Here is a 16,607-nt window from a genome sequence, read left to right on the forward strand (position 1 = left end):
ATCAGCTTACAATATTGTATGTTTGATTGTTTTATGGATTTCCTTCACCACCGCTGGCTCCATAAATCTGACCTGTAGCATAGCTGGCATCATTAGCGGCAAGCTGCACATAAATAGAAGCAAGTTCGACCGGCTGACCTGGTCTTGCCATTGGTGTTTGCGAACCAAATTCCTTAAGTTTTTCCATTGTTGCACCTCCGCTAACCTGAAGCGGTGTCCAAACTGGACCAGGAGCAACGCCATTGACTCTTATGCCTTTAGGAGCAAGTTGTTTTGCAAGCGATTTGATATAATTGGTAGTGGCAGCCTTAGTCTGTGCATAATCGTATAAATCTTCAGTAGGAGCGTATGCCTGAACAGAACTTGTTCCAATTATAGAAGATCCTGCTTTCAAATGCGGAAGAGCTGCTTTAATAATCCAAAAAGGTGCGTAAATATTGGTTTTCATAGTCCAGTCAAATTCTTCTGTAGAAATATCCAGAATAGAGGCATGAGTTTGCTGGCGTGCAGCATTATTGACTACGATATCAAGTCCGCCAAGTGCTTTTACGGCTTGTTCAACAAGTGATTTGCAGAAAGCCTCATCGCGCAAATCTCCGGGAATAGCAACGGCTTTTCGTCCTTCGGCTCTTATTAATTGAATTACTTCTTTTGCATCTTCTTCCTCTGTAGGGAAATAATTTATCGCCACATCAGCGCCTTCTCTGGCATAGGCAATTGCAGCAGCCCGACCCATTCCGGAATCTCCGCCGGTTATAAGTGCTCTGCGGCCTTTTAAGCGTCCGCTGCCTTTATAGCTTTTTTCTCCGTGATCAGGTCTTGGATCCATTTTACTAACAAGTCCCGGCCATGGCTGTGATTGTTCCTTAAAAGGTGGTCTTGGATATTTTGTGATTGGATCTTCTGATCCATTTGAGTCGTTCATATGATCTGTGTGCAGACTATTGGCAAGTGCAGGATTTATTGCTGCAGTTGCGAGAACTGCTCCCATTCCGGTAAGTGCAGAACGGCGTGATATTGCTTTTTTAACCTCCATAATAATAGATTTTAGAGTTTTTAATATTTGTTCTATCCTATATTGATATTCAATCAAATTTAAAAAATCATTACGGAGGATTATTATAGAATTCTTACATTATGTTGCAAAATATAAGTCTGAGGCAACGATCAATAGAGTTTAAGAATTCAACGTCAGCAGGCAATTTAAAGCAAACTAATTCAAAGTTTTTATGAGGATAATATAAATTGGCGCGCGCAATCCTGTAAATTAATGTAAGGCTTTTGTGGTACTTTAGATTATCATTTCACGCAGTCTCTAACGGAGATAATGTTCAGAGTGAATTAAAGAATCTGTAACCAATTATGCCAAGAATTGCTGATAAGTAAAAATTAAATGGAGCGGGAGTGTCAATAAGAAATAACACAAAAAAAATGAAAACTACTACAAAGGCTGTTCAGGCACTTTATGCCTATCAGCAAACGGATATCAATAATATACTGGATCAGCTGGAAAACGCTTCGAACCTGAAGCTTTTATACCAATTGCCTACAGGCGGAGGAAAAACAGTTATATTTTCAGAAATTGCCAGACAATTTATGGAGCGCTTTGGCAAAAGGGTTATGATTTTGACCCATCGCAGGGAATTATGCACGCAGACTTCGAAAACATTGAAAAATATTGGTGTCAAAAACCGAATCATAAATAGTTCCAGCGGTAACCTTAAAGCCGATTGTGACTGTTATGTCGCTATGGTGGAAACACTTCGAAACAGAATTAAATCAAAAAAAATAAAAACTTCTGATGTTGGTCTTGTGATTGTAGATGAAGCCCATCATAATTCGTTTAGGAAATTAATGGGCAGCTTTAAGAAAGCATTTATCATTGGGGTTACGGCAACACCTTTTAGTTCTGATGTTACCAAACCAATGAACCTGCATTATAAGTCTTTGATTACCGGAGAGAATATTTCGAGTCTTATCGAAAAAGGTTTTCTGGCGAGACCAAATACTTATGCTCATGAAGTTGAACTTAATTCGCTAAAAACGGGTGTACACGGAGATTATACAGTCAGTTCTTCTAATGATCTTTACAGTTCTCAACCCATGTTGGATTTACTTTTAAATATGTATAAAGAGCATTCACAAGGAAAAAAGACACTGATCTTTAATAATGGTATTGCTGCTTCGCAAAAAGTATATGAAACATTTATTGATGCAGGTATTTCGATCAAACATCTGGATAATAAGAATTCTGAGAAGGAAAGAAAGGAAATCCTGAAATGGTTTAAAAAAACAAAAGATGCCGTTTTAACTTCGGTTTCTATTTTAACTACAGGATTTGATGAGCCGTCAGTTCAAAATGTTATCCTGAACCGCGCGACAACTTCGATAACGCTTTATCACCAGATGATTGGGCGCGGAGCAAGAAGACTTCCGTCTAAAAAAACTTTCGGAATCATTGATTTGGGTAATAATATCCAGCGATTTGGTCATTGGGAAGAACCTGTTGACTGGCAGAATGTTTTTCAGCATCCTGATCTATTTGCCAGACAACTTCATTATCAGGGAGGTGGTAAATCTGCTGTACAATCACACGGATTTTCGGCAGAATTGCGCGCGCAGTTTCCCAATACTCTTGAGATGACTTTTGATATCGAAGAGCACTATCAGGAAGCGCTTCATACTGATAAAAAACCAAAAACGGTTATTCAGCAATCTGTAAGACAACAGGCAAAAATGTGTCTGGATAATGCTGCAACGCTTTCAGAAGCCTTATCATTGGCTCAGGCTTTACAGCCTGAAATTGAGTGGCGTGTGAAACAATATGTCAAATGTCTGGAAAACGCAAGCACTAATTACAAACAGTGGTTAATAGAGGATTATCAGCAACGTCTTAAAGGTCTTATTATAAAAGTTTTTCCAAAAGTGAATGCTGCATAAAGTAATTCTGGCTAAAAGAAAGAACAACGCTTTAACTGAATAAATTGGTGATTTATTAAAATTACTTTATCTTTCGGATTATAAAAAAAAACAATTTAGCAGTGCAGTTAGACAATAAAGAACCTGAATATCCATTTTTAAAAAACAGGGGAGAATTAGGCATCCTTACAGCAAAACTGGACTGGAATGCTTCCTCATTAGGAAGCATAGAAACCTGGCCGCAAAGTCTTCGAACTGCACTTGGAATACTGCTCGCTTCCCGTATTCCGATGTTTATGGTGTGGGGCAGTGAGAAAATTTTCTTTTATAATGATTCCTTTCGTCCTTTTCTTTTAGGAAGCGGAAAACATCCAAAGGCTTTAGGAAATGATATCAGGAATGCCTTATCTTCAGAGTGGCACACGGTTTCTGATACTGTCTGTGATATGATAGATCAGGGACTTATTCGCTCAGAATCTAATATTATAGCAAATCGTATAAGCAGTAATACCCTGCATGAGGTTTACCTTACTGTGGGTTACAGTATAATTTCAAGCAATGATGATATCGCCGAAGGTGTTTTTGCTACCTGTACTGAAAATTCAGCCGTAATTCCGGATTTGATACCGTCAAGTGCCGTAAGGTCGCAACTCAACGGCGTGCTCATGCAAGCCAATGCAGGAATTGCGCAGGCGAATATAGAAGGCAGGGTAGTTGAAGTAAATGACCGTTACTGCCAGATGCTGGGCTATACCCGCGAGGAAATACTACAGATGAATTTAGGAGAACTGACTCATCCTGAAGACCTGGAACGTAATATGTTGCTGTTACAGGACTGTATTGCCAATGGAAATGATTTTTTGATTACTAAACGATACATATGCCGGGACGGATCTATTATCTGGGTAAACAATAGTATTTCGATTGTTACGAATCCCGAAGGCGGAAAATATATTACAGCGATTGCTATTGATATTACTGCCGAAAAAGAACGGGAAGAGAAACTCTCTGCAAGTGAGGCGCGTTTTCGTACCCTGATTGCAAAGGCGCCTGTGGGAACTGCCGTTTTCCGTGGAGCTGATTTTCATATTGAACTGGCAAACGGCGTAATGCTGGAATATTGGGATAAAGGAAATGAGGTAACAGGCAAAAGGCTCGCCGAAGTTTTTCCTGAGGTCACGGACAAAGATTTTTATCAACGGCTTTCTGAGGTATACCGCAGTGGAGAAGAATATAAAACGGTTGGAGCCGAAATCTTATCAGATCCCGCAGGTGCGCAGAGGTATTTTGATTATTCCCTGACACCTTTGCTGGATGAAAACGGCATTGTGTATGCAGTCTTGAATATGTCTTCTGATGTTACGGACACGGTCAAAACGCAGCGTGAGATAATGGCAAGTCAAAATGAACTCGCAGCGATATTTGAACAGTCGCCAGTTGCAATTGCCACGATTGGTATTGATGAAGAACTGGTGTTTCAAAGCGCCAATACTTTTTATGGTGAACTTGTAGGGCGCAAGCCCGGTCAGCTCATTGGCAAACCGTTGCTTGAAGCCGTGCCTGAGCTTAAAGGACAGGGTTTTGATGCACTTCTAAAAGAGGTAATCAGAACCGGGATTCCTTATACAGCCAAAGAAGTAGAGGTTGAAGTCCTCCGCAGTGGTAAGCTTGAAAATATTTACGTAGATCTTATTTATCAAGTCAACCGCAATGCTGCCGGAGAAAACAGCAGTATATTGGTGGTAGCAACAGATGTAACACGTCAGGTACTCAGCCGAAGAGAAGTTGAGGAAAGTGAAGCCATACTGCAAAATCTGATTTCAGGCGCTCCCGCCGGAATTGGTTTGTTTGTTGGCCGTGATCTTATTATAGAATACCCAAATCAGACTTTTATCGACATTGTAGGAAAAGGACCTGATGTAAAAGGGCGTCCGTTGCGTGACGTCATGCCGGAACTTATCACGGAAGGACAGGAATACCTTAAAATTCTTGATGATATTTTTACAACCGGAATTCCTTTTATTTCTTCGGCTTCATTGGTAAAAATAGTGCAGAATGGAGTACTCCAAAATAATTACTACAATATTTCATATACACCGTTGCGCAATAAAGCGGGAGAAATTTATGCCATATTAGATATCGCTATTGACGTTACCCAACAAGTACTTGCGCAACAGGCAATGGAAGAAAGTGAAGCCCATTTGCAGCTTTTGAGAGATACCGTGCCTGCGATGATTTTTTATCTGGATGAGGAGCAGCGTTATGTGACTTATAATACCATTTTTAAGGAGTGGTTTTCTATTGGGGATAATGATGCTATTGGCAAAACTGTAAAGGAATTTCTGGGAGATGCGGCTTATGCCAAAACACTTCCTCATCTGGAAATTGCTTACGGCGGACAACAGGAAAAATACGAAATGTTCGCGCCTTCAAGAATGGGAATCAGCAGATGGCTCAGTATTGTCTATACGCCTCATAAAAACAATGAGGGAAAAGTTATAGGTATGATTGTTCATGCTACCGATATTACTCAAAGCAAACTGACTGAAATTGCGCTTCGTGAGAGCGAATCGAAACTACGCTCTGTATTAGCTGCTGCGCCTGTCGCTATCAGTGTTTTTGCCGGAGATGAATTAATTATTGAAAATCCCAATGAACCTTTTAAGGCAAATGTCAGCGTAACTGGCAATATTGAAGGACAACCGCTAAGAAATGTTCTCAAAGAAACTATTTCAGAGCGTTTTTTACAAGCGGCTCAGGAAGTTTATAGTACCGGTAAAAGTTTTTCAGCCAGCGGAATACCGGGAATCGATACAACAGAAAAAGATCCGAGATATCATAATATCAGCCTTACACCTTTGCACGACAGTGAAGGAAATGTAAATGCGATTCTCTATGTGGGATCAGATGTTACGGCTGAAATCATTTCCATTAAAAAAATAGAACAGGCTCAGACAGCATTACATTCTGCTGTCGAAACCGCCAAGTTAGGTACCTGGGCACTGGATATTGCTACCGGAATTAGCACGGTATCAGAGCGTCATGCCACAATGTTTGGACTTAAGGGCACTACAATAGATTCTGAAAAAATTAGGGCGGTTATAAAAGATTCTGACCGTAAGCGTGTAACTGAAGCTTTTTTTGCAGCACAACAACCCGGATCAGAAGGTAAATATGAAGCAGAATACAGGATTATTGATGGTCTCAACGGACAAGAAAAGGTAATTCATGCCGTAGGACAAACGTATTTTGATCTCGACGGAAAACCTTTGATAATCAGCGGAACTACACAGGATATCACCATTCACAGAGAACTACAGCTTGCACTGGAAGGAGAAGTACAGCTCAGAACCAAGGAACTGGCTGATGTACTGAAAGAACTACAGGATTCTAATACAGAATTGGCACAGTCTAATAATGCCCTACAGCAATCTAATGAGGAATTGGCGCAATTTGCTTATGTTGCGAGTCATGATCTTCAGGAACCTCTTAGAAAAATTCAGATTTTTGCTGCGATGCTTCAGGAAGATAATTCGAAGCGTGATCCTAAAACAATCGTTGAAAAAATAGCATTTTCTGCCGCAAGAATGAGCAGATTAATATCGGATTTATTAGCTTTTTCGAGATTGATTCAGCCCGAGAAAAGCCTGCAGTCGATAGACTTAAAGGAAACTGTAAAGAATATATGGATTGATTTTGAACTGGCAGCAACCGAAAAAAACGCAGAGATGCTGATCGAAAATCTCCCTGTCATACAGGCTGTAGGCTTGCAAATGAATCAGTTGTTTTATAATCTGGTAAGTAATTCCCTTAAATTTATCAGTGAGGATACTGCGCCGAGAATTAGTATAAGTTCAGAACTGATATCACATGATGAGGCAGCACAGTTTACAAATTCGCAATTGCTCAATGTGAACTATTATCATCTCTCTTTTAGTGATAACGGAATTGGTTTTGAAAAAGACCATGAAGATCAGATCTTTGAAATTTTCAAACGCCTGCATGTGCAGACTATTTTTCCGGGCAGCGGTATTGGTCTTGCTTTATGCAGAAGAATTGTGATGAACCATCAAGGATTTATGTACGCAGAATCGAAAATAGGAGAGGGAAGTACCTTTCATATTTTCCTGCCTGATCTTCCCGGTAAACAAATTGAAGCATAGTAATAAACAAAATAAAGTAACTTAAGACCTTAACGTAACGGAAGAAAGATAGTAAATTTTGTACCCACACCCGGTACACTTTCAACGTTGATTAATCCTTCATGATTGTCTACAATTTTTTTCACAATCGATAATCCAATGCCAGTTCCTTCATAAGTTTCCTTGGTGTGAAGTCGCTGAAACACTTCGAAAATTTTCGGTGCATGCTTTTGGTCAAATCCAATACCGTTGTCTTCAAAAGTCAGCATATGATATTGAAATTGCGGGTTCATTCCGATAATATGTCCTTTGTAAAGGGAAGCTGAAATCGTTATTTTTGGAGCTATTTCAGCTCTTTTAAATTTCAGGGAATTAGAAATCAAATTATATAACAGCTGTCTGAACTGATACTGAATAATAGTCAGATTTGCAGAGTGCATTATTTCTATGTGGGCATTGTGCTGTAAAAGCTCTTCGGCAATTTCATCCCTGACCTCTTGTATAAGTGCATCGAGACTGATATTTTCAAAGGTCTTCTCCGGACTGCTTGTGCGTGAATAAGCCAGCAAATCATCAATAAGATTCTGCATTCTTTCTGCTGATTTGCGCATTCTTTCAAAATAATTCAAACCACGCGGAGACAGTGTTTCAGATTCCCCTTTAAGGATAAGATCAGAAAACGTTTGTATCTTTCTAAGAGGTTCCTGAAGATCATGGCTTGATATATAGGCAAATGTCTGAAGTTCCCGATTCATTCTTTCGAGTTCTACATTTTTTTGCTGCATTTGCAAAGTTCTTTCCTGCACGCGCATTTCGAGTTCATCTGTAAAAGAGCGCTGTTCCTGTATATCCGTACTGGTTCCTACCCACATCTGGATTATTCCCTGCGCATCTCGCTGGGGAATAGCGCGGCTGAGCTGCCACCTGTATTCTCCGGCAGCATTGCGAAAGCGGTGCTCAAGAATAAAGTCAGTTCCTTCCTTGACAGATTTTGTCCACGCTTCAACATTGGCTTGTCTGTCATCCGGATGCACAATCTGAATCCATCCTCCGGTTAGAATCTGTTCCGGGGTTAATCCGGAATAATCGTAAACGGACTGATTAAAATAGTTCAGGTTACCCTGACTGTCACTCGTCCATACGTGTTGCGCCATCGAATCAGCCAGAAGCCTGAATTTTTGTTCGCTTTTATGCAGGATTTCCTGTTTTTGTTTTTCTTCTGTAATGTCCTGAACCGTACCAATCATATGAGCGGGTGTTCCATCACGGTCATAAAAGACTTTTCCTTTGCTTTCAATCCAGTGAATCGAATCGTCAGGCCAGATAATACGACCAATAAAATAGAGTTTTCCGGTTTCACGGGCTTCTTTATGGGCCAGATTTCGCTTTTCCATATCCTCAGGATGAATCTGCTGTCTGGTTTTGGATAGATTAAAATCCTGTTGTACTGTACCCGTAAAAATTTCAGAGAAGCGCGAAGAGGTTTCAATTTCTCCGGTTTTTAGATCCAGTTCCCAGGTTCCAAGTTCACTGGCATCGATAACAATATTGAGTTTTTCACGGCTCAGGGCAGTTTGTGCGAGCGCCGCAGTAATCTGAATCTGGCTGTTTTTAACTTCGGTAATATTGGCTGTTACTCCGGCCATACCTATAACTTTTCCTTCCTTGTTCACCACAGGCATTGCCGATGCGTGAATCCAGCGTATTCCGTCACTTGCATTAACGCGGTAAGTGGCATCGTAGACGCTATTGCTTGCAACGGCATCATAAAAGGCTTTACGCATTACAGGACGGTCTTCATCGAGAACCATATCCAGAAATTCACTATAGGTAAGGGAATCTGTGGGTTTTCTTCCAAAATTAATTTTGCACTGCAAAGAGCATTTTATGGTTCCTGAAGCAATATCGAGTTCATAAGAACCCAGTTGACCTGCTTCTAGCGCAAGATTAAGATGTCTGGCGTTATGCGATGCTTTTTTTAAGGCTTTGTCTTTTTCATTACTATCCTGAACCTGACGAGTAATATCCTGCAAAGTTCCGTCCAGTCTGATGGCAATTCCCTGAGCATCAAAAGTGGTTTTACCTTTGGCATGCACCGATTTTTTTTCGAAAGTTACAGGGTGAACAATAGTATAATATAAATCATATTTTCCACCTGATTCAAAGCGCAGTGCTTCTGCAATTGCATCTTGCACGGTTTTCCTGTCGCTATCCAGTATGGCATCAATGGCATTCTGTAAATGTAATTCATCCTCATGAGGAAGTCCAAACCAGTCTTTAAGACGGTTATTGGCTGTAAATTTTCCTCTAGCTGGCGAGTAGTCATAAGTACCAAGTTCTGCGGCTTCAATGGCAAATTCCAGTTGTTTATGGCTTTCACTTAAGGTATCGAGTAGTTTTACTTTTTCGGTTGTTTCTGAGCAAGTCACAAAAACACCCGCAGGATTTCCGGTTTCATCAATAACGGGACTATAACTGAAAGTCCAGTAAACATCTTCCATTTTTCCATTCCTGTAAATAGGCAGCAGTTGATCCTCATGCCATGACGCTTCCTTTTTAAGCAGCACATTATCGATAAGGGGTTTTATGAATTCCCATATTTCAGGCCATGCTTCTTCTCCGGGCATTCCTAAAATAGAAGGATGTTTTCCGTCATTCCCTAAACTGGGTCTGTAGGCATCATTATAAAAACAAGTCAGTTCGTCTCCCCAGAAAAGAAACATCGGAAATCTGGAATTCAAAATGATACTAAGGGCAGTTCGCAAGCTTTGTGGCCATAAAACAGGATCTCCAACCGGAGAATTGTTCCAGTCTTTGGTTCTGATATATTGTCCCATTTCACCGCCTGCTGAAAGAAAATGTAAATTACTGTTCATGCCGTACCATTAAGGGATGCTAGTTATCTTTTGTATACAAAGTTATTTTCTGTAACCGTATGCTGTTCCCAGTCTATTGAAAGCACAAATTCCAGGGATTTTTTAAGGTCTTCTATAGACATGGATTTTTTCACGTAAAGAGAAGCTCCAAGTTTAAAACATCTTTCTACAGTTTCAGTATTACTGGTTGTCGAAAGAATAATTACAGGAACATCCTGTAGGTTCGAATCGCTTTTAATTTCCTGCAATACCTCAAATCCGTCTTTTATTGGCATATTAAGATCCAAAAAGATAACCGATGGGTGAGGAGGCGGATTGTCAAGCTGTAAAAGCATCTGATCTCCTAATTCAAAAAGGCTTATATCTTTTCCGATCTGTTGTGTAACTTCTTCAAAAAAAAGTCTGTCATCTTCATCATCATCAACGTAAAATATCGTAGTGTAAGTTTCTAATACCATATAATTATTATCAGCGAGTAAAGATAAAGTTTTTGATTATTATAACTAATTAAATGCTGAATTTTTAAATCGTTCCGGCAGCTAATTTTCCATAAAATAAAAAAATAAAAGGTAGAATATCAAAGCAATAGACGTACAGGATATTTGGCTATAATTTTAAAAAAACTAAAAACAGGAACATTTATTTTTATATGAAAAAATCCTAAACCCGGAAAGATAAAAATACGTATATTGAAACAGTCGAAGATGTCGATATAAAGGTTTAAAAATAAAGTGATGTTGTACAAAAATATTTTGCTCATAGATGATGATCCTGAGGATGCAGATATATTCAGAGAGGCGATGGCGTCGCTGGATAAGGATTTTGTGTTGCGCTGTATTTACAATCCAAAAAAAGCCCTGGAAGAGCTTAAAGTAACAGAAAACCTGCCAGACCTTATTTTTCTGGATTATAATATGCCTATAATCAACGGACTTGAATTACTGAGAGAATTAAAAAAAGAAAGCAGACTTGAGCATATTCCTGTGATTTTGATTTCGACTCCTTCTGAAGAATTTATGCAGGAGGAAATGAGAAACAATAGAATCATTAAATACATCAGTAAGCCCAACAGTTATAAGGAACTTACTGATATATTGGACAGCATATTATAATTAAAGCCATTTTTTTCTTTTGAACCACAAAAAAATCAAAACCGATATAACTATCATTGCTAGTATGGTAAGCGGATATCCTAAAGGAGATGCGAGTTCAGGCATGTATCTAAAATTCATTCCATAAATGCCAACAATAAAAGTAAGGGGCATAAAGAAAACAGAAAAAACAGTCAGCAATTTCATAACATCGTTAGTTTTTCGTGCTGATAATGAAAGGTAAATATTGAGCAGATTATTGGCATCATCCTGAACCTGATCGTAAAGTAATACCAATTTAGTATGCAAGTCGCGTACATCGTGCAGGGCAGGACGTTCTTCTCCTTCTGCTTTTATAGAATTTACCACTTCGTTGCTTAGCAGCAGCAATTTTTTGTAAAGTCCCGCATGATTTTTCAGGTAATAGATTCCTTCAATCATATCATCCGGAATATTTTTCTTTAAAAACAGTCTGGATTCAAAATAATCAATATCGCTGGAAAGTTTCATTGCCGGTGCTTCAAACGAGCGCAGCGCATCACCCACAATATGAATGGCAATTCCTGCAGTAGACTTGATTTTGTCTGTACTGACATAATTGTCCATAATGTGTTGTATTAAAGGCTGTGCTGAACGATGTACGGTTATAATAAACGATTCGTTGAAAAATAAGGCAATCTTGCTGCTTAGACTCTGGATTGTGGGCAGTTTTTCCTTCTCATCATGATAAAGCCTGATAATCAAAAAATGGGTATCATTGTGCTCTTCGTATTTAGGCAGGTGATCAGGATCAAGTGAATCCAGAAGCGTATAAGAATTTAAGTTGTATTTCGTACTTACAGATGCAATTTCCTCATCTGTTGGATCATAGACATCAATCCAGATAATGTCTGTGTTTTTTATTTTACAGGTATTAAGTGCCATTGTTTGGGTACTTTTTATAGAACAGATGCAGGAGTAAGACTTGACAACCAGTATTCTACGATATTTTTCATCATAGTTTTATAAACAGAGAAATCTTCTTCTTTTCTAAAATATCCCTGTACATTACAGCTGTAGGCTTTTAGTACGTTTTCAGGATTTTTTGAGGTAGAAAGAAATATGTAAGGCACACATTTACTGCTTATTTCTGAAATGGCAAGGATTTGTTCCCGAAGTTCAAAGCCATTTATTTTTGGCATATTAATATCAGAAATAATAAGAAAAGGCATAACAGACGGATTGGATAAATACGGAATAGTATCCATTGGGTCATCAATAAATTTTATCTTGTTTGGATAATCCAGACTTTCGAAAATGTCCTTAAGAAAGAGCCTGTCATCTTCATCGTCTTCAATAATTATAATCTCTCCTTTTCTTCTCATAATGGTAAAGATACATTTTTAATAGCTAATTTGTAACATAAGGACTTTAATATTCAGCTTAAAAAGTGTGAAAAATTGTACTTTTCTTTTGTGTTTTTCAAATGCTATGGAATTTTGACTTTTACAGTAAATTAAAGTTGAACGACATATAATTTTCTCAAGTGTTTTTTTACGCATAAAAAAACCTTCCGGAGTTAATCCAAAAGGTTATTTGTAAAAGTTCAAATCTATATTTTTAAAGTTTAGTTTTGACCTTCAAGATACGATTTCAGGCTGCTGATATCGTCATGAACTATATTTTTAAAAAGAGGGTTTACCAGTTTTGCAGCGCCTTGTCCGGTAATACCAAGCGGAGCGCGATACGAAATGGTAACTTCAATTTCTGTGGCTTGTCCTTTAGATTTAAAAAGAATTTTTCCAAAGTTTTTAACCGGTGCATCAGCTAATGATTGCCAGCTTAACAATTTTTCTTTTTGGTCTTTGATAATTTCGGCTTTCCAAGTAAGAGATCCAATACCTGCCGGACCTTTTGCTGTCCACTCAGATTGTGTGCTGTTGAGCGTTTTAACAGATTCCAGATGTTTCATGAATTTAGGCAGATTCTCTAAATTGCGCCAGAAAGCATACACTTCACTAATAGGTTTATTAATGGTAATATTTGTTCTGATATTTACATTAGAACCTTTATCATTCTTCAAATAGTCTACAGCGCTGTAAACAGGGCAATAACCACTTATTCCGCGAGCGAGCATAGCACCGCCGGATGTAATTTTAGTGATGTTTTTTTTTTCCTGCAAAAGACCTTTATACAAAAGATAAGATCCGCTTGTAATCATAAGAATTCTTTCCAGTGTAGATACGTTGACATTACTTTTTGAAGATTTGTCTTTTTTATGTGATAAGATATTAGTTTCCATATGTTGTTTTATTAAAATTTCATTTTCATTTATGTATTCTGTAAATCAGTAAGATGTGCTTGTTTCTGATTATAGCATTTAGTTATTTTCTGCCAGATATTCTTTTACCTGTTCTGCATTCGTACCTGTAGCTCTTACGGCATCTTTTAATACTTCCTGAGGCACATTAAATTTCTCAGACCAATATTGCACTTCGTATGATTCATTAATATTGATTTGTGAATCATCTGCTTTTCCTGTTTTTGATTTATCGTCCATGATTTTTATTTTTAATGATATATCCAAAGTTACTTCCAGAGTAAAGGAATACTGTTATATTATAAAATGTGATTTTTATAGGATTGCTATGATACAGAGAAGATTATATTCAATCTTTATTCAGTTATAAATTACAGAAAGTAAGATCTTTAACTTTTTGTGGAAAAAAGGCAGCAGCTCCAAAGTTTATAATGATAAAAATGCCGCAACTGATTACTATTTACATAATTTTGTAACGCATGAAGTAACCAGCTTCATATTATATACGATGAGCAATACATTTTCTAACAACAGCCAAATAGGCATAGTTTCTACTTTCTCTGACCTTGTAAATACGTGTTTCAAAGGAGAAATGAACGCATTATGCTGGAACAGAAATCTGGAAGGTGATTTTAATGAAATTGTAGCCCAATTATCTTTAGAAGAAAATATAACCGAAGTTCATCCCGAAGATTTAATCGCGCTCCAACTCTCAGAAAAGGGGAATATAGCAAGGGAAATAATCTTAAATGATTTACAATTATTGACTGATTTTGGCGCTTCGCCTTCTCTTAATTTGCTAAAGTGTTATGAACGCGATGATGAATTTGATTTTATCTCGACAGATGTATATTCGTTTCATGTTGATCGTTCGCCCATTGCAACAGATACTTTTTTATGTACATATCACGGAGCCGCAAGTGATATTGTTTCTAATTCGCAGGCAGAACAAAAAATCCTGATTCCGGAAATCCAGGCAAAGCTAAAAGAGCTGCATGATGGACCAAAAGAAGAATTTGAAGACTTTTTGAAGGAGAATTATTTTGATTTGCATTATCAGTTACATGACCATGCAGAACCTGTTAATTTAGGTTTAGGACATCTTTGGCGTCTGGCGGTAGATCATCCAAAACAAGAAGTATTGCCTTGTATTCATAGGGCGCCAATAGAAAATGAAGGCGAATACAGGTTGTTGTTGATTTGTTAATTAACCCCGTTGAGTTTAATTGTTTAGCACATGGAAATCTACAAAATTACTTAACAGTTTAATCAGGAAAGTAATTAGAAAATCCGTTTTTATCTGCGTTTTTACGAAGTAAATCTGTTTTATCCGCGTCAAAATTAGACGCTGATTTTACTGATTCGCTAAAGCAAAAACGCTGATAAAAAACGGATTTTATTTTCTAAAAGCTTGACTATGTGTTTGATTTTTTATGCACAATGATATTTTATTTGTACTTACTCAAATCCAGATTAAGAATAGTACCAACTCTGCTAAACTCTTCGTTAATCTTCGCGTTCAGGATTAGTTGTTCATTGTTTATTGGATGATTAAAAACCAACTGATGTGCATGAAGCATCATTCCTTTCAGGTCAAAATTTTCCAGCCACAATTTATTTTGTTTGTTACAACCATGCGGGCGACTTCCTAAAATGGGATGAAAAATATGTTTGAAATGTTTTCGTAACTGATGCATGCGTCCGGTTTCTGGAATCGCTTCTACCAAACAATATCGTGAAGTGGGTTTATTGTTGAATTCTAAAGCAACTTCGGCATTTTGCAAACGATGAAAGTGTGTTATTGCATTTTGAGTAATGTCATCATCATTTGTTAAATCATAATCAATCGTTAGTTCTTCGGGCGACCAGCCACGTAAAATGGCTAGATATTTTTTTTGGACTTCGCGGATCGCAAAACGATCATTCATGATTTTTAAAACATCTTTATCTAGCGCAAATAACAAAACACCAGATGTTTTGCGGTCTAACCTGTGAACAGGATAAACGTGTTGGCCAATTTGATTTCTCAGTTCCTGAATGGCATACACTTTTGCATCGCGCGCATAAAATGATTTGTGAACCAACAAGCCGCTTGGTTTATTAATGGCGATAATATATTCGTCCTGATAAAGAATTTCTAACATTTGGCAAAAGTAAAAGAGATTTCGATTGAAATCTCTTTTATGACTTTTTATTTCTGTAGTTTTCTTTTTTTTATTTTCAGGTTGAAAAACAGGTAGTTACTGAAATGAATTTTTAGGCTGTTGCATTTAAGCTTAAATTTCACCTTTTTAATTCTTAAATTAAGCAAAACACAACTATAATCTTCCTGCTTTGTGCGATTCCTTTTTTAACTTATCTTCGCTGTTTATACATTTATGAGTACATTTTACTCGCTTAAAAATCTAATTTGTGAAAAACACACAGAAAGACGCACAAGGAAATCAGCTTAAACGTGGGCTGACGAATCGCCATATTCAGTTAATTGCCTTAGGCGGATCAATAGGAACAGGACTTTTCCTGGGCATTGGTCCAGCGGCGGTATTAGCAGGACCATCTGTTATTTTGGGATATGCTATTGCCGGAATTATCGCTTTTTTTATCATGAGACAACTTGGCGAAATGGTTGTCGAAGAACCTGTTTCAGGAAGTTTTAGTCATTTTGCTTATAAATATTGTGGTTCTTTTGCCGGTTTTGCATCGGGTTGGAACTATTGGATTCTTTATATTTTAGTTAGTATGGCTGAACTTACAGCCATTGGTGTTTATGTGCAGTTTTGGTGGCCAGAAATTCCGCTTTGGGTATCGAGTTTGTTTTTCTTTCTGGTTATTAATGCCTTGAATTTTGCGTCTGTAAAAGTTTACGGAGAAACTGAATTTTGGTTTTCGATCATAAAAGTTGTCGCTATTATTGCAATGATTCTTTTTGGTACTTATTTGCTAATAAGTGGAACAGGAGGAGAGCACGCAACAATTCATAATTTATATAACGATGGAGGCTTTTTTCCAAAAGGTTTCTTCGAAAAAACTAATAATGGCAGTTTTCAGGGTTTATTATCTGCAATGGCGCTAATTATGTTCTCTTTTGGAGGTTTAGAACTTATTGGAATTACCGCTGCCGAGGCTGAAAATCCGGAAAAGAATATTCCGAAAGCGACAAATCAGGTTATTTATTGCAAATTCCGGTTATATTGATCACCCCATTCCGTTTTAAAGTGAGCACCTGATTCCAGTTCAAAATGACCACCTAATTCCGGTGCAAAGTGAGCACCTCCGTTTT

At 37.8% G+C, this 16,607-nt stretch carries 12 protein-coding genes and 1 pseudogene; 5 read left to right on the plus strand and 8 right to left on the minus strand.

From position 1 onward, the window contains the following. Nucleotides 1-31 precede the first annotated feature (31 nt). Entirely contained in the window at nt 32-1,036 is a 1,005-nt protein-coding gene (locus ASF10_RS11595) for an SDR family oxidoreductase (RefSeq protein ID WP_056249222.1), read from the minus strand. Between the two features lie 395 nt (nt 1,037-1,431). Here ASF10_RS11595 and ASF10_RS11600 point away from each other — a divergent pair, with 395 nt between their 5' ends. Together ASF10_RS11600 and ASF10_RS11605 are read left to right on the plus strand one after the other, a co-directional pair. Next, nucleotides 1,432-2,940 (plus strand): DEAD/DEAH box helicase, encoded by a 1,509-nt coding sequence (locus tag ASF10_RS11600; RefSeq protein ID WP_056249263.1) that lies wholly within the window; start codon nt 1,432-1,434, stop codon nt 2,938-2,940. Nucleotides 2,941-3,041: 101 nt separating this feature from the next. Then, nucleotides 3,042-7,082, plus strand: a complete 4,041-nt coding sequence (locus ASF10_RS11605; RefSeq protein WP_056249225.1) for a PAS domain S-box protein — start codon at nt 3,042-3,044, stop codon at nt 7,080-7,082. 29 nt (nt 7,083-7,111) lie between these two features. On the opposite strand, the gene ASF10_RS11610 is transcribed toward ASF10_RS11605, so the two are convergent. Beyond that, on the minus strand, nt 7,112-9,937 hold the full coding sequence (locus tag ASF10_RS11610) for a PAS domain-containing protein (RefSeq protein ID WP_056249228.1): 2,826 nt from the start codon (nt 9,935-9,937) through the stop codon (nt 7,112-7,114). A 23-nt stretch (nt 9,938-9,960) separates the two neighbouring features. Then, nucleotides 9,961-10,395, minus strand: a complete 435-nt coding sequence (locus ASF10_RS11615; protein ID WP_056249230.1) for a response regulator — start codon at nt 10,393-10,395, stop codon at nt 9,961-9,963. Nucleotides 10,396-10,671: 276 nt separating this feature from the next. On the opposite strand from ASF10_RS11615, the gene ASF10_RS11620 reads away from it, so the two are divergent. Then, the gene (locus ASF10_RS11620) at nt 10,672-11,049 is read left to right on the plus strand and encodes a response regulator (protein ID WP_056249233.1); all 378 of its coding nucleotides are present in this window, start codon (nt 10,672-10,674) and stop codon (nt 11,047-11,049) included. Here the strand turns inward: ASF10_RS11620 and ASF10_RS11625 are convergent, their stop codons facing one another. From ASF10_RS11625 to ASF10_RS11640, 4 genes are all read right to left on the minus strand, one after another. Next, entirely contained in the window at nt 11,050-11,952 is a 903-nt protein-coding gene (locus ASF10_RS11625; RefSeq protein ID WP_056249235.1) for a CorA family divalent cation transporter, read from the minus strand. Nucleotides 11,953-11,966: 14 nt separating this feature from the next. Beyond that, on the minus strand, nt 11,967-12,392 hold the full coding sequence (locus ASF10_RS11630; RefSeq protein ID WP_056249238.1) for a response regulator: 426 nt from the start codon (nt 12,390-12,392) through the stop codon (nt 11,967-11,969). A gap of 242 nt (nt 12,393-12,634) precedes the next feature. Next, a complete protein-coding gene (locus tag ASF10_RS11635; RefSeq protein WP_056249241.1) occupies nt 12,635-13,309 on the minus strand; it encodes an SRPBCC family protein in 675 nt (224 codons plus the stop codon). A 78-nt stretch (nt 13,310-13,387) separates the two neighbouring features. Then, the gene (locus tag ASF10_RS11640; RefSeq protein WP_056249244.1) at nt 13,388-13,567 is read right to left on the minus strand and encodes a DUF3606 domain-containing protein; all 180 of its coding nucleotides are present in this window, start codon (nt 13,565-13,567) and stop codon (nt 13,388-13,390) included. 268 nt (nt 13,568-13,835) lie between these two features. Between ASF10_RS11640 and ASF10_RS11645 the strand changes: the two genes are divergently transcribed. Beyond that, nucleotides 13,836-14,534 (plus strand): DUF1826 domain-containing protein, encoded by a 699-nt coding sequence (locus tag ASF10_RS11645; protein WP_056249267.1) that lies wholly within the window; start codon nt 13,836-13,838, stop codon nt 14,532-14,534. Nucleotides 14,535-14,775: 241 nt separating this feature from the next. Here the strand turns inward: ASF10_RS11645 and ASF10_RS11650 are convergent, their stop codons facing one another. Continuing rightward, nucleotides 14,776-15,471 (minus strand): pseudouridine synthase, encoded by a 696-nt coding sequence (locus ASF10_RS11650; protein WP_056249247.1) that lies wholly within the window; start codon nt 15,469-15,471, stop codon nt 14,776-14,778. 268 nt (nt 15,472-15,739) lie between these two features. Here ASF10_RS11650 and ASF10_RS11655 point away from each other — a divergent pair. Next, nucleotides 15,740-16,501 (plus strand): annotated as a pseudogene (locus ASF10_RS11655) (amino acid permease); the annotation flags it as partial. Between the last annotated feature and the right edge of the window lie 106 nt (nt 16,502-16,607).

Origin of the sequence: Flavobacterium sp. Leaf82 (assembly GCF_001422725.1) — a bacterium.
In the GTDB taxonomy this organism is placed as follows: Bacteria; Bacteroidota; Bacteroidia; order Flavobacteriales; family Flavobacteriaceae; genus Flavobacterium.